Source organism: Rhizobium sp. CCGE531 (assembly GCF_003627795.1).
GTDB lineage: Bacteria > Pseudomonadota > Alphaproteobacteria > Rhizobiales > Rhizobiaceae > Rhizobium.
This window is the reverse complement of record NZ_CP032687.1, coordinates 167,714-181,987: the sequence shown is the minus strand read 5'-3', so window position 1 is coordinate 181,987 and position 14,274 is coordinate 167,714. Positions and strand designations below refer to the sequence as shown.

Sequence of the window (14,274 nt, the reverse complement as noted above, 5' to 3'; positions counted from 1 at the left end):
TGCAAAGGCGGCCGGATATTTACCCCGCCGCGGACGGCGCGGTCACCCGTTGCGCCATGACCCGTCGCCAGTCAAGACCTTCGAACAAAGCCTCATATTGAGCCCTGGAAAGACGCATGGTCCCATCCTGAACCTTGGGCCAGGCAAAGTTTCCATGTTCAAGAATTTTGTACCTTATCTGAGAATGCAGCCTCAACCAGCGCAGATCAGCAGCTAGTGCGGGTCACGCATCCGTTTCATCCTCTATTCGCACGGCAGCTGCCCTGCGTTGGCAAGCGAAGTAACTTACAGGGCAGCCGTTTGCTGTTGCAGACCGACGATGGCGCCATATGGCCGCTTCCCCCTGAATGGACTGATCTTGTGAGCGTTGATCCGGAAGTTGCCGCGAGCAACGGGCGGGCGCTCTTGCTGGTTTCGAACTTGATGGAATTGGCCAACATGGTGGAACACCTTTGTGACAGGTTGGCAGCGCGGTCGCGAGCGGAGTGTAAGGACAATTATGCCGCTAATGTAAACGAGATTATGCCGCAAGAGGACTCGCAATGAGCAATTTATCCCGATTTGTACGCCACATTTCCCTAATTTGCTCAGAGAATGTCCTTGATACAAATCAGAAGTGCGGTATAATTAGCATTACATTAATGCTCGATCTCATACCCGGAGCCCGCAATGCCTGCGAAGTACGGCGGCAAGCGATCAAAGATGGATGCCCTCATCGACGAGGGCACCTTCAATCCAAATTCCGAGAAGGTGCGCGACCCGAAGTTCCGCGGCAGCGAGTTCTTCGATCCGCGCGACGCCGTCCAGGTCAAATACGAGATGCTGCGACGCGTCTCCGTCGACAACGTCTCGGTAACGGACGCTTCCGACGAGTATGGTGTTTCCAGACCGACCTACTACCAGGCCAAGGCAAACTTCGACACGAGTGGGATTGCTGGACTGGTGCCGGCAAAGCCGGGTCCCCGCGGGCCCCACAAGGTCGACGACAAAGTCCTGGCATTTCTGCAGGCAAGGCTGGTTCCGGGCGTACCCGTTCATGCACGCGAGCTCGCCAAGCTGGTCCGCAACGAACTCGATATCGAGCTTCATCCCAGGACGATCGAGCGGGTGTTAAAAAAAACGATCCGCTAGACGTTGCCACGGGACCGGCATGTTCATTGCCGGCCATCGCGGACCAGTACGAGATGCTGCGCAGTGCAGCTCTCGGCGAAGTTCTGCCGCTCAAGGCCCGTAGCGGCCTCATGCTTTTTCTGCGCCGCGGCATGTGGGGATGGGCCCGTGCACTGCCTGCGGCGGCAAGCCCTGATCAAGACCCGTTTTACCTGTCATTGGCCACCCGACCGGCGCGCGACGACCTCAGCGCCGTCGTTCATGTCCTGGCGACCATCGCCATGAGCATCCACCAACGGAGAGCACCATGAACATGAATGTACACCTCAAAGTCCAGTCCCATCACCGTGAACGCAGCGCTTACCTCTACATCCGCCAATCTTCGATGCGGCAAGTCATCGACAATACCGAGAGCGCCATGCGGCAATATGCGCTTCGCGGGCGCGCTATCGCACTTGGTTGGCGCGAGGAGCAAATTATCGTCATCGATAACGATCAGGGTGAATCCGGCGCATCGGCGGTCTGGCGCGAGGGATTTCAGCGGCTGGTCAGCGATGTCGGCATGGGGCATGCCGGGATCGTCATGGGTCTGGAGGTCTCCCGGCTGGCGCGCAACAATGCCGACTGGCAGCGTCTACTGGAGATCTGCGCCCTTGCTGACACCCTGATCCTCGACGAGGACGGTGTCTATGACCCGGCAAGTTTCAACGACCGCCTCCTGCTCGGCCTCAAGGGAACAATGAGTGAGGCCGAACTGCATGTGATCAAGGCAAGGCTACGCGGCGGTATTCTCAACAAGGCACGGCGCGGCGAGTTCCGTTGCCCCCTGCCAACCGGACTGGTCTATGACCATTCCGGCAATGTGGCTCTCGATCCGGACATGCAAATTAGAGAGACGATTGCTCATTTCTTTGAGACGTTCTCTCGCGTCGGATCCGCCTCCCAGACCGTCAAGGCCTTTCGTCAGGAAGGTATTCTCTTTCCCTCCCGCCTGCACGATAGCCAGACTGTTTTTCGGCCACTGACGCCTTCGACGGCGATGCGCGTGCTGCATAATCCACGTTACGCCGGAGCCTATGCCTATGGTCGCCGTCGCTATCGACGAACCATTGATGGCAAAAAGCTCGTCCGTGAACAAGGTACCGACGATTGGACGGCGTGTATTCCAGATGCCCATCCCGGCTATATCAGCTGGGAGCAGCACCAAGAGAACCTGAGGATTCTAAAGTCGAACATCTGCCATAAATGGAACGCCGGTGTCGCATCGCCTCCGCGGGAAGGACCGGCGCTGCTGCAGGGACGGGCCGTGTGTGGGCAATGCGGCAGGCATTTTCACATGCGCTACGCTGCCCGACGCGGTCGACAGGAAGCCTGGTACGTTTGTGACCGCGCCCGTAGCAATCGCGGAGAACACGTGTGCCAGGCGATCGCTGCTCCTCCCGTCGACGAAGCCATCGGCATGTTGATCGCGGATCAGATGACGCCGGCAGCCGTCGAACTGGCAATTGAAGTCCGCAAAGAAATCGAAGCGCGACATGAAGAGGCGGACCGGCTGCGCTGTCGCGCAATCGAGCGCGCCCAAACCGAGGCCGATCTCGCCCAGCGCCGTTTCATGCTCGTCGATCCCAATAACCGCCTTGTCGCCGACACGCTCGAAGGGGAATGGAACGAGAAGCTCCGCATCTTGGCTAATGCCCGCGAAGAGCGCGAGCGCGCCCAGGAGCACGATCAATTCATCCTCAATAAGGCCGTCCAAGAGCGGTTGGTCACAATGACGGCGGACTTCAAAAAGCTCTGGACCAATTCAGAGACCCCGAACCGCGAACGAAAGCGCTTGCTTGCCCACATCATTGAGGATGTCACCCTCCTCAAACTACCGAAGAGAGGCACAACCAAGGCTCATATTCGCTTCAAAGGCGGCAAAACCCAGACACTCGTCACCATCAGCCCAAAATCGCCCAGCCAGCAGGTCAAGACGAGCCCCGACGTCATCCAACTGATCGATAAACTCCTCGACGATCATATTTTTTCCGAGATCGCCGACATTCTCAACAATCAGGGATACCGTCCGGGCTCGGTGACGCGCCGTGACCAGCGCAACGCCCGCTTCACAACCAAACGCGTCACCTATCTTGTTCGCGAATACAAGCTGAGATCACGCTATGACCGGCTCCGGGATCGTGGGATGTTGACAAAGAAGGAGGCGGCTGCACACCTCAATATCCATGAGCATACCCTCGCCAGATGGGCTGAACATGGCCTCGTCACCAGCCATGCCTACAACGGACACTATTACCTGTACGAGCTTCCGAAGAGCGATTTACCGCAAAAGCAATGCAGTCGATGGAACCAACTCGTCGATCGCCTCGCCGCCCATAAGGAAAATGCCAGACACGCCAAAACCTTCAACTGAATCCGAAAGAGAGATGCAGTATGAATGCAGATCGTTGTAGGTTAGCACCATTCCGGTGCCATCCCACACCAGGATCTTCAGGCGATCGCCGCGCTTCGACCGGAAGATCACCGTCACCCCGGAATGCGGATCGAGCTTCAATTCGGTCTGCACCATCAGAGCCAGCGCCTGATGCCCACAGCGGAAGTCAACCGGCCGCGTTGCAATCAGGATCGCAGGCGTTGGCCCGCGACGATCATGCCGTCCCTCGCATGGCTCGCACCAGAGCCGCCACACGACCGGCACATCGCCGGGAACCCGCATCACAACGTCCGGGCCGATCTCCAATGTCAAGACCGACGAAACCGTCGCCGGCAGCGGCGGCGCCAAAACACTCACAGCCTCGCTCGGCTCTGCCGCAATCGCTAAAGGCACAAATGCAGGCTCGGCATCGCCGCTCTCCGACTGGCCCGACATAGTCTCAAAAGGCAACGCCAGAATGCCCTCGCGCACTTGCCGGCGCCACAAGGAAAGCTGGTGCGCAACAACGTCATGACGGCGCGCGACATCAACAACACGAACGCCAGGCTCAAGGCTTTCCGCCACGATCCGCGCCTTCACATCGTCCGGCCAACGCCGGTTTCCGCGGCGCGGCTCGACAACTTCGTAACGCCCAACAAATCCATCATCTGCCATGCAAATCTCCAGATAGTCCTGGAAACCTTCTCGCACACCCGGCAAGCCTCAAAATATAGCCAATTCAATGGGGCGGAGACGGCGCTTACGCCGCAATCATAAAAATACGAAAGTTGATTCAATTTGAGAGGGCCATTGCCGATTACATCCGGATTGATGACATTGCCGACATAGCCGATCCAATCATTATATTGAGAGCCGGCGCGGCCGATGAGGAAACCACCAAGCGATATATTCGCCACAGGTAGATCGGCGCCGATCGTGCTACTATCGTCCGTATAATCGAACCGTAGAGTCGTCGTCGTCTTCAGGAGGCCATATTCAGTCTCCGTTGCTGCATTGACATAGATTTCGCTTCGCGTCAGCCAGGTGGTGCCGCTGGGTTCAACTGGGGCGTAAGGATTGTATGACGATGCCTGCGTGCGGACCATACCCCCGACTTGCATGCAGGTTTCAGATCCAGGGATATAGAAATAGCCCTTGCCGTAGGCATCGCAGATGCGGACAAGTTCAGCCGGTTCCGGCTCGACGGCGACGACTTGATCGATAGCGCATACGGAAGGCGCGACTGAAAGTGTTGCAATCCCGCCGAGAAGAATGGGTCTGATATTCACTGAAGCTCCGATGTTTGGGTCAAAGAGAAATTCATCGCCCGCGCTAAACGCGTGCTCAACAATCGTCCTGGAAAGCGAATTTTATGCATGAGATTTGGGATCAGGGATTCATTCCCATCCCTGAGCAAGCAAGGACTATCGTTACGTTTTCAAGAGAAGCAATTCGTCCTGAATATTCCTTGGTGACAAGACCAGATCTCTCCATTACGTCCGGAAATCTGATGGCAGGAGGTAGGCGGCGGCAGAGAGCATTTTGCTGACATTTTCGACATTTCCGCTCAGTTGACTTTGATCGTGAAGCGTTCGCAAATGGCTCGAAGCAATATGCATGCCGCAGGAAAAACCCTTTGTTTTGCAGTAACTTTCTTAAAGCAGCTCTCCGGCAAGTCCGCCATTGTCGCATGTCAGACAGACCTGAGCGACATCGGCGCATGATGTTTGCAGGTAGCAGCTTTTGAAACACGGGTGGATCGTCGATCAACCGTCTGCTTATCGCTTGCAGGTCTAAAGCCTCAGTTCACGCCGTGACTCCAACTGTATCGAATGAGCGGGTGATTTCCAGCGCACGTTCGGGGCATGATCGAGCACCCCGGGATGCGCGAAATTCGTTCCCTGCAGCAACGTCGATATTGCCGGGCAGGATATAACCATCCTCATCCAACTTGAAGATCTCCGGCGCTTGGAACCAGCATCGCGCGTGTCCCTGGCATTTGGCAGTGTGGACGATGATGTGCATGCCGCACCTCCGAAGCTGCATAGCGGCGCTCGAGTTATGACCATTCCAGGACCAGATTTTCGATCCCGAACACATGGCCGCCATGGGTTATGGGGGCCGTACCTTCTTTGATACGGAAATGAGGAATATGAGACAGCCATTCCTCCAAGCCGATGATGATCTCCCGCCGGGCAAGGTGCGAACCAAGACAACGATGGGGACCTGCGGCGAACGCGGTGTGGCAGTTGTCCTCGCGTGCCAGGTCAATCACGTTGGGATCCTCGAACTCCGCCGGATCACGATTGGCAATCATCGTAGCGCAGCAAACATAATCCCCTTTGCGAATCGGCGCGCCTTCGAAATCGATATCTTTCGTTGCCACACGAATCATCTGTACGGTCGAATATGCCCGCAACAATTCTTCGGTTGCGAGCACGATCCGTTCCGGTTCACTGCGCAACAAATTTTGGTCTTTTGGATTGCGTGCCAGATGGGCCAAGTCAAAGCCGATCGCGGCTGCGACCGTATCGAGCCCCGCGACGAACAATAGTACGCCGATGCCACGGACTTCGTTTTCGGCCAGCAGGCGGCTATCGATCTGTGCCTGCACGACGAAGGTCATGAAGTCGCCTGCAGGCTCTTTCCGGCGCAAGGCCGCAAGTTCATCGATAAACTCCAGAATAGACCGAGCGGCTGCCGATCGTTGGACCTTATCTCCGTGGAGCAAGGCCTTCGCCCAGCCGACAAATACGTCGAGCCGCTCGTTCGGTAATCCCAAAAACTGAAGAAAGACGCCAACTGTGAATGGAATGGCAAAATCTTTCATCACCTCGCAGCTTTTACCCGACACGGAGATCTTTTCGACAATGGTGATCGCTTGCGCACGGATAGACGCTTCCAGCGCCATCACTCGTTTTGGCGAGAACAGGGGGTTAAGCAGGGAGCGAAAGATGCCGTGGGCCGGTGGATCAAGCTCGAGTGGGATCAACGGCCAGTCGTCACCGAGCGCAGAGGCGAAAATGCTGCGATTGCTGGAAAAAGTATCAGGGTCCTGCAGCACTTTGCGTTGGTCTTTGGCCCGGGTTCTGAGCCACGTGCCACGACCATCACGCGTATTGTGGAGTGAATAAAACACTGGTGGTCCGGCGTGAACACGAGCGGCGGCTCCATGAGGATCTCCATTGGAGACGCGTTGCATGCCGGGTGACGTGAACAAGCTGAAGTCGCTCACCATTTCGCGCGGAACATGATCTGGAATTGGGTCACCCACGAATTGATTTCTCCTGAACGGCGGCTGGCTGCATTAGCCCGTCATGTTCTTTGACGGCTGAAGTCCCATTGCCGCTCTTCATCTGCCGATCGAAAAGCCAAGAGGGCGAGTGGCGATACTCGGCAACTCCGGCTATTGACCGTCGCGATCTGGTTGTCCGGTCGATCGCGACCCGACATCCCCCGATTATGAGGCCACTCAAGGTGCCGGCAGCGCTGATCGCCTCGCAGAGAGAGTTCAAAATTCATGCCAGTTCCCTTTGGTCGGCCGAAAAGCGATCTTCCCGTTGCTCTTCGGCTATTTGATCCCGAGCAAGCTGAAAAAGCTTGTGTCGAGGAGCTAACAAAAACCGGTGAAACGCGATCGCGCTCGCGCAAGCAACTTGGCGTAGAGGTCGACGAGCAAACACGCGACATTACGGTGTCGCGCTTCCGACAATGCCGGACACGGTCAAAGGCGCATGAGTAGCACTTCATTGTTTTAAAACGATGTTCTGCCTTGGCCTGAATAATGCCTGAACCGCCGCCGACTTGCTGGAGGAGGAAAATCCGACAGTCGGCCCCACACAAAAAGGTGGGTAGCTGCAAAGACACCGCCATACGTATGGCACAGAAAGCCGCCGCCACGATCCGTGCGCTCAATGCGACGGGCAAAAGAATTTTTTGCGCAAAAGTTTCGCCTGTCGCCAATCCATCGCCACCCACAGAGGAGAGCAATTGTGAGCTTTCTTGAAACGAGTTTGAAGCTGTTTCAACAAAAATATGCGCCAGACTTAGGTCCAGAACAATACGCTCACCACACTGGATGTGATCGGGACGGCAATTCGATGAGCGGCTCGCTGTTGTGGGCAAGGGCTGAAACCCAGAGGATGAACAATGCGTTGGATACCGGGACAACCAATATGGTCGACGCCGAGATCAAGTTGGCACGAGACCTTCAGCAGAGAGTAAAAGAGTATGTCCGATGGCCTCAGGGCAAGCGATCTCAAAAAGGGGTGTCAATTCTCGACTTTGGCCCCGGAACAGTGCGAGCATTTCAGCAGAAGACCCTTCCCCTTGCAACGGAGTTGCGCGGAAAAACCTCACGTTGCGTACTGGTTGATCGCTCGAACGAGTTCCTCTCGGATATAGAGCGATCGCCACCATCGTTCGACCTGAAGATCGAGTTCATACGAGATGACATTTTTTCCGGGCGGCGCTTTTTTTCCGATGAGGAAACGGCATTGGTCGTCATGTTCGGGCGGACTTTTGGGAATCTTGCCGCTTCCATAAGTGAGGCTCCTCCGGTTGCGGCGGTTGTCCAGGCGTTGAGGAGGATATCGAACAGCGCTGAGAAGTGCTGGCTTGCGATCTCAATAGGCTCGGATCTGAGGTGGAATGTCGCAAAAGCCTACTACGAAGCGCATCCAGAATTTCAGCTAAACGTATTTTATCGAATGAAGGCAGAATTACCCGTCGACGATAACTTTGATCCAGGAGTGTTTGAGTATGAGGCGGATATAAGAGGTGATGACAGCTTCATGCAGGTGATCCACACCGCGACGGTGAATAGAAATTTGTCGTTTCGACTCAAAGGAAAAAGCATCGAACTTAAAAATGGTGATCGGCTGCATTTGAAGAACTCATTTTCTTTTTCGGAAGAGTTTTTCAGAGAATGCGCGAACCTGGCAGGGCTTGTGTCGGTTGATGTGCTTTCAGATGCCGCCGGCTCAGACATTCACGTGCTGGAAAAGGCGACCTAAGAACAAGTCCTGCCGCCGCTGCCGGCGAAGAGCCAATCCTTCGCATGCTATTGGCAATAACCAGCCATTCCACCCATGTCTGGCAACGATTTGTCGTGCCCTTTCGGCCAAAGCGCGAGGGAATATCGGGCATAACGGATTGGGCAACATTCGCGGCCGAGACGCTCGGCCCCGAACTCGATGTCCCGGCGAGGAGGTCGGCAGCAGTCCCTCGCGCTCGTCAGGCGGTTAACGGGTCAAGATCACTTGGCCTTGTCCGATATGCGACAATCGATCGATATGCAACGCCGGGCGGTTTGATCGATTATGTTGAACAAGAAAACATTTTTTCCTTTGGCACGCATATTGCTGCGAAGCATTTGCAGACGCGTCACGGTCCGACGGTACCGCATGGAGATGTCGAAATGTTAGCGCCAAATTATCTGCCGGGACCTATGCCCGGTCATCCGAGAGCAGAAGGCTCCAGATCCCGAAGAAGGAACAGGCCATGTTCGCCGAGGAATATCGAACGGTGGCCACGCAGACGCATCAGGTTGTACCTGGGTGGTCGCGACGAACGCACGAGCAAACCCTCATCGTCGTCATAACCTCTAATCTGACGGCGCCTCAATAGGCGGCTTTTTGTTCGCGGCGATCAATGCCGACCGGTCCGGCGCGTTTTGAATTGATATTTGCCGAATTGCTGCAGAATCTCCCCAAACGCCCGTCGTGGAACCCTCGAACTTGGACAGCAATCGCATCCAGGCGCGAGGCCTTGGACGATTGGTCCAGATCCTTCAACCGCAGGAACCTAATCCATGGCTCACTTTGAAGACATCGACCAGTTTCGTCAGCGTATCGCCGAAGCACTCCCTTCGGCCAATATCCCAACCTTGTTGCTCCTGCTTTATCAGTTCACAGGACGAGAATATTGGCTAGGTCCGCGGTTTATTCCTGCCAAGAGCGGCTGGGACGACAACGACTCCGGTGGTCTGGCAATCGAATTGCAGGCGGAGATTCGCGATGCAGCACTGAGCGCCATCATGGCTTGGCGCCAAGGCGTTCCCATCGCAAGGGCAGACTTATCGGCAGAAGAATTGATCCGCATGCTCTCCATGTCAGAAGCTGAGCCTATTCCGCCGGAATATGCTGACATGATGATCCACAAGCTGCGGAGGTATTCAGGCGCGGTTCCTGATCCGGTGTGTTTGCCGGACAACTTCCGCATACTTGTCATCGGAGCCGGCATGTCCGGCATCGCGGCCGCAGTTCGGCTGCGACAACTGGGCGTTTCTTACATCCAGATTGAAAAGCAGGACCGCACAGGCGGGGTCTGGCATTCACATCGCTATCCTGGCTGCGGGGTCGACACGCCCGGACATCTATACTCCTTCACGTTTGCCAGCGGCGACTGGAGTAAGTTCTTCCCGTTGCAGCAGGAAATTGATGAATATCTCAACCGGGTCGCCTGCGACTTCGGTATTGAAAGCTCAATCCGCTACGGCACGGAATGCCTGTTTTCTCGTTATGATGAGGAAAGCCGGACTTGGCATTCTCGATTGCGCTTGCCAGACGGGCGGGAAGAAACCCTTGTAACCAATGTGGTCATTTCAGCCGTGGGCGGATTTACCACGCCAAAATGGCCAAACATTCCCGGGCTGCGTGACTTCGACGGACCGTTGGTGCACACCTCCAATTGGGATCCCGGGGTTACGCTCGACGGCAAACGCGTGGCTGTGATCGGAAACGGAGCATCGGCAATGCAGATTGTCCCGGCCATCGCCGATCGGGTGAGCGCCCTGACAATCTTCCAACGATCGCGCCAATGGGCGGCACCCTTTCCAAAATTTCTTATGTCGGTTCCCGAGTCGATGCAGTTCTTGCTCCGCGCGGTACCACATTACGAATGGCTTTATAGGCTCCGGCTGAGTTGGATTTTTGATACTCAAGTGCACGAATCCCTGCAGAAGGATCCGGCATGGCCGCATCCCGATCGCTCTGTGAATGCGCTGAACGACGGCCACCGCGAGACGTGTACACGATATATCGAAGAACAGCTCGCCGGGCGGCCCGAGCTACTGGCGAAGGTCATTCCCCCCTACCCGCCGTTCGGCAAGCGAATGCTCCTGGACAATGGCTGGTACAGAACCCTTCTGAAGCCGCAGGTCAGTCTGGTGGACAGCGCTGCTGCACAGGTCGAAGGCAAGTCGATCCGAGCGATAAATGGCGACAGCCATGAGGCAGATGTTCTCATCGTCGCCTCGGGCTACGATATCACACGCTTCTTGCTTCCAGTTCAGATATTCGGACGCGATGGCGTGACAGTACGTGAGGCTTGGGACGATGACGACTGTCAGGCGTATCTTGGTAGCGTCATGCCGGGTTTCCCGAACTTCTTCATGCTCTACGGCCCCAATACAGCCCTCGGTCATCGCGGGAACTTCATCTTCACGATCGAAAGCCAGCTGGACTACGTGCTGAGCGTTCTGCGCCAGATGGGAGAAAAGAAGTTATCCGAGGTGGAATGCCGGCAAGACGTTTATCAACACTACAACCGGACGATCCAGGAAATGCACCAGAAGATGATCTGGAGCCATCCCGGCATGTCCACCTATTTCCGCAACGCCCGGGGGCGAATCGTAACAAACAGCCCTTGGCGCCTTATCGACTATTGGAACCTAACGAAGGAGGCAGACCTCAGTGACTACCACATCATGGGGAACGTCGGCTACCAGTCAAAGGCCTCGGCTGAAGCGGTTTGAAAAGCGGTCGCCACTCAGGGGTCGAGTTGAGATCGAGGATTAAAATCGCTCACTGAATAAAAAGGCCTCAGGGGTGGGAAGGTGGAGGAGCAGGATGGCCGCGACCGAAACGTTTTACGATGTTATCCGTCGCCAGGGCATAACCCGGCGCAGTTTCATGAAGTTCTGCAGCCTCACGGCGGCCTGCCTCGGCCTTGGCTCCGATACGGCCGCAGCGATGGCCGAGGCACTTGAAACCAAAGAGCGTGTGCCGGTGATCTGGATGCATGGGCTCGAATGCACCTGCTGCTCGGAAAGCTTCATCCGCTCCGCCTATCCGCTGGCCAAGGATGTAGTCCTGTCGATGATTTCACTCGATTACGACGATACAATCATGGCGGCGGCCGGCTACCAGGCCGAGGCGATCCTCAAAGAGACCAAGGAGAAGCACAAGGGCAAGTACATTCTTGCCGTCGAAGGCAATCCGCCGCTCAACGAAGGCGGGATGTTCTGCATCGATGGCGGGCGACCCTTCGTCGAGAAACTCAAATGGATGGCCGAAGGCGCCCTGGCTGTCATCGCCTGGGGAACCTGTGCCTCTTCGGGCTGCGTTCAGGCCGCAACGCCCAACCCCACCGAGGCGACGCCGATCGACAAAGTGATCCGCGACAAGCCGATCATCAAAGTGCCTGGCTGTCCGCCGATCGCAGAGGTGATGACCGGCGTCGTCACCTTCATCACCACGTTCGGCAAGCTCCCCGAACTCGATCATCAGGGTCGGCCTAAGATGTTTTATTCGCAGCGCATCCACGACAAGTGCTATCGGCGCGCTCATTTCGACGCCGGCCAGTTCGTCGAGGAGTGGGACGACGAAGGCGCGCGCAAGGGCTACTGCCTCTACAAGATGGGCTGCAAAGGCCCGACCACCTATAACGCCTGCTCGACCGTTCGCTGGAATGGCGGCGTCTCTTTCCCGATCCAGTCGGGTCATGGCTGCATCGGCTGCTCGGAACAAAATTTCTGGGACGCAGGAAGCTTTTACTCCCGACTGACCGAGGTCAGCCCATTCGGCGTGGAAGCCACTGCAGACCAGGTGGGCATGACCGCAGCTGGTGTTGTCGGTGGGGCGATTGCTGCCCATGCTGCAATCAGCGCCGTCAAGCAGGTCACCGCCAAGCGCGGGAAAACCGGTCCTAAAAACGGCAATGGACAGGAAAGATCACGATGACCATCCAAACGCCAGATGGCTTCACGCTCGACAATTCCGGCAAGCGTCTTGTGGTCGATCCTGTAACCCGCATCGAAGGCCACATGCGGGTCGAGGTCAATGTCGACGAGGACAATATCATCCGCAATGCCGTTTCCACCGGCACAATGTGGCGAGGCATTGAAGTCATCCTCAAAAATCGCGATCCACGCGATGCCTGGGCTTTCACGGAACGGATCTGCGGCGTCTGCACCGGAACCCATGCGCTCACATCGGTGCGGGCGGTTGAAAATGCGCTCGGCATAACCATTCCGGAAAACGCCAATTCGATCCGCAATCTCATGCAGCTGGCATTGCAGGTTCATGACCACGTCGTGCATTTCTATCACCTGCATGCGCTCGACTGGGTGGATGTCATATCTGCCCTCACGGCCGATGTGAAGGCCACCTCGGCGCTTGCCCAATCGGTGTCCGATTGGCCATTGTCTTCGCCGGGCTACTTCAAAGACATCCAGACACGGCTGAGAAAGTTCGTCCAATCCGGCCAGCTTGGTCCATTCAAGAACGGCTACTGGGGCAATCTATCCTATAAGCTGCCGCCTGAAGCGAACCTGATGGCCGTAGCACACTATCTCGAAGCCCTCGATTTCCAGAGGGAGATCGTCAAGATCCACACGATCTTCGGCGGGAAAAATCCGCATCCGAATTGGCTGGTCGGCGGAGTGCCCTGTCCGATCAACCTCGACGGCACGGGAGCCGTCGGCGCGATTACAATGGAACGGTTAAACCAAATTTCGTCGGTGATCGACCAGCTGATCGAGTTCAACGAGAAGGTATACCTACCGGACATCATGGCGATCGGTTCCTTCTACAAGGATTGGCTGTTCGGCGGCGGGTTGTCGGGCAAGAACGTGCTTGCCTATGGCGACGTGCCGGAACACGCAAATGACTACACGGAGGCGAGCCTGAAGCTTCCGCGCGGTGCGATCATTAATGGCAATTTCAACGAAGTCCTGCCAGTCGACCATTCCGATCCAGAGCAGATCCAGGAATTCGTCAGTCACTCCTGGTACGAATATCCGGACGAGGCCAAGGGCTTGCATCCCTGGGACGGTGTCACCGTGCCGCATTACGAGCTTGGGCCGAATGCCAAGGGCACCAAGACCAACATTCAAGAGCTGGACGAAGGCGGAAAATATTCTTGGATCAAGGCGCCGCGCTGGCGCGGCCACGCCATGGAAGTCGGCCCGCTTTCCCGTTGGGTCTTGGGCTACGCCCAGGGCAAGGCAGAATTCAAGGATCCCGTCGACAAGGTCCTGAAGGACCTCGGCCTGCCGACCGCGGCGTTATTTTCGACACTAGGGCGTACCGCCGCTCGCGCGCTCGAATCCGTCTGGGCAGGCCGGCAGATGCGCTATTTCCACAACAAGCTGGTCGCCAATATCAAGGCCGGCGACAGCGCCACCGCCTTCATCGACAAATGGAAGCCGGAGACTTGGCCTTGCGAGGTCAAGGGCGTCGGCTTCACCGAGGCCCCGCGCGGCGCCCTCGCACACTGGATCAAGATCAAGGGGGGCAAGATCGACAATTATCAATGTGTGGTGCCGACCACCTGGAACGGCAGTCCGCGCGATCCGCACGGCAATATCGGCGCGTTCGAGGCCTCACTGATTGACACGCCTATGTCGGATCCGTCGCAGCCGCTCGAAATCCTCCGAACCCTCCATTCCTTCGATCCGTGCCTTGCATGCTCCACCCATATCATGAGCCCGGACGGACAGGAAATGGCCAAGGTCCAAGTCAGATGAG

At 56.5% G+C, this 14,274-nt stretch carries 12 protein-coding genes and 1 pseudogene; 7 read left to right on the top strand and 6 right to left on the bottom strand.

The features are described 5' to 3' along the window. The first annotated feature begins 669 nt into the window (after window positions 1-669). The 3 genes from CCGE531_RS30660 to CCGE531_RS30650 are packed head-to-tail and all read left to right on the top strand — an operon-like array spanning window position 670 to window position 3,523. Entirely contained in the window at window positions 670-1,131 is a 462-nt protein-coding gene (locus CCGE531_RS30660) for a helix-turn-helix domain-containing protein (RefSeq protein WP_120670761.1), read from the top strand. Between the two features lie 26 nt (window positions 1,132-1,157). Beyond that, a complete protein-coding gene (locus tag CCGE531_RS30655; RefSeq protein ID WP_037136419.1) occupies window positions 1,158-1,421 on the top strand; it encodes a hypothetical protein in 264 nt (87 codons plus the stop codon). Then, the gene (locus tag CCGE531_RS30650) at window positions 1,418-3,523 is read left to right on the top strand and encodes a recombinase family protein (protein ID WP_240535394.1); all 2,106 of its coding nucleotides are present in this window, start codon (window positions 1,418-1,420) and stop codon (window positions 3,521-3,523) included. Before CCGE531_RS30655 ends, CCGE531_RS30650 begins: the two co-directional genes overlap by 4 nt. Here CCGE531_RS30650 and tnpB read toward each other — a convergent pair. From tnpB to CCGE531_RS30630, 5 genes and pseudogenes are all read right to left on the bottom strand, one after another. Continuing rightward, the gene (gene tnpB, locus CCGE531_RS35045) at window positions 3,431-3,679 is read right to left on the bottom strand and encodes a transposase (RefSeq protein ID WP_245459600.1); all 249 of its coding nucleotides are present in this window, start codon (window positions 3,677-3,679) and stop codon (window positions 3,431-3,433) included. The genes CCGE531_RS30650 and tnpB overlap by 93 nt on opposite strands. 79 nt (window positions 3,680-3,758) lie before the next feature. After that, window positions 3,759-4,198, bottom strand: a pseudogene (locus CCGE531_RS35040) (transposase). After that, a complete protein-coding gene (locus CCGE531_RS30640) occupies window positions 4,120-4,812 on the bottom strand; it encodes a porin (protein WP_004112883.1) in 693 nt (230 codons plus the stop codon). Before CCGE531_RS30640 ends, CCGE531_RS35040 begins: the two are co-directional and overlap by 79 nt. A gap of 517 nt (window positions 4,813-5,329) precedes the next feature. After that, window positions 5,330-5,548, bottom strand: a complete 219-nt coding sequence (locus CCGE531_RS30635; RefSeq protein ID WP_004112880.1) for a ferredoxin — start codon at window positions 5,546-5,548, stop codon at window positions 5,330-5,332. 34 nt (window positions 5,549-5,582) lie between these two features. Further along, window positions 5,583-6,761, bottom strand: coding sequence for a cytochrome P450 (locus tag CCGE531_RS30630; protein ID WP_051043313.1), 1,179 nt, complete (start codon window positions 6,759-6,761; stop codon window positions 5,583-5,585). A 754-nt stretch (window positions 6,762-7,515) separates the two neighbouring features. Here CCGE531_RS30630 and CCGE531_RS30620 point away from each other — a divergent pair. Then, window positions 7,516-8,538, top strand: coding sequence for an L-histidine N(alpha)-methyltransferase (locus CCGE531_RS30620; protein WP_240535393.1), 1,023 nt, complete (start codon window positions 7,516-7,518; stop codon window positions 8,536-8,538). Window positions 8,539-9,144: 606 nt separating this feature from the next. Here the strand turns inward: CCGE531_RS30620 and CCGE531_RS34565 are convergent. Beyond that, entirely contained in the window at window positions 9,145-9,318 is a 174-nt protein-coding gene (locus CCGE531_RS34565) for a hypothetical protein (RefSeq protein WP_154660802.1), read from the bottom strand. A gap of 17 nt (window positions 9,319-9,335) precedes the next feature. Between CCGE531_RS34565 and CCGE531_RS30615 the strand changes: the two genes are divergently transcribed. From CCGE531_RS30615 to CCGE531_RS30605, 3 genes are all read left to right on the top strand, one after another. After that, window positions 9,336-11,279 carry an NAD(P)/FAD-dependent oxidoreductase gene (locus tag CCGE531_RS30615; RefSeq protein WP_004112870.1) on the top strand — a complete coding sequence of 648 codons (1,944 nt, stop codon included), beginning with the start codon at window positions 9,336-9,338 and terminating at the stop codon, window positions 11,277-11,279. Between the two features lie 94 nt (window positions 11,280-11,373). After that, on the top strand, window positions 11,374-12,486 hold the full coding sequence (locus CCGE531_RS30610) for a hydrogenase small subunit (RefSeq protein ID WP_004112868.1): 1,113 nt from the start codon (window positions 11,374-11,376) through the stop codon (window positions 12,484-12,486). Beyond that, window positions 12,483-14,273 carry a nickel-dependent hydrogenase large subunit gene (locus tag CCGE531_RS30605; protein WP_004112865.1) on the top strand — a complete coding sequence of 597 codons (1,791 nt, stop codon included), beginning with the start codon at window positions 12,483-12,485 and terminating at the stop codon, window positions 14,271-14,273. Before CCGE531_RS30610 ends, CCGE531_RS30605 begins: the two co-directional genes overlap by 4 nt. Window position 14,274: the final 1 nt, after the last annotated feature.

Coding starts and splice junctions, on each gene's coding strand:
- tnpB (WP_245459600.1), bottom strand. CDS start 3,679: ATGGTGCAGACCGAATTGAAGCTCGATCCGCATTCCGGGGTGACGGTG.
- CCGE531_RS30605 (WP_004112865.1), top strand. CDS start 12,483: ATGACCATCCAAACGCCAGATGGCTTCACGCTCGACAATTCCGGCAAG.
- CCGE531_RS30650 (WP_240535394.1), top strand. CDS start 1,418: ATGAACATGAATGTACACCTCAAAGTCCAGTCCCATCACCGTGAACGC.
- CCGE531_RS30635 (WP_004112880.1), bottom strand. CDS start 5,548: ATGCACATCATCGTCCACACTGCCAAATGCCAGGGACACGCGCGATGC.
- CCGE531_RS30660 (WP_120670761.1), top strand. CDS start 670: ATGCCTGCGAAGTACGGCGGCAAGCGATCAAAGATGGATGCCCTCATC.
- CCGE531_RS30615 (WP_004112870.1), top strand. CDS start 9,336: ATGGCTCACTTTGAAGACATCGACCAGTTTCGTCAGCGTATCGCCGAA.
- CCGE531_RS30630 (WP_051043313.1), bottom strand. CDS start 6,761: ATGGTGAGCGACTTCAGCTTGTTCACGTCACCCGGCATGCAACGCGTC.
- CCGE531_RS30610 (WP_004112868.1), top strand. CDS start 11,374: ATGGCCGCGACCGAAACGTTTTACGATGTTATCCGTCGCCAGGGCATA.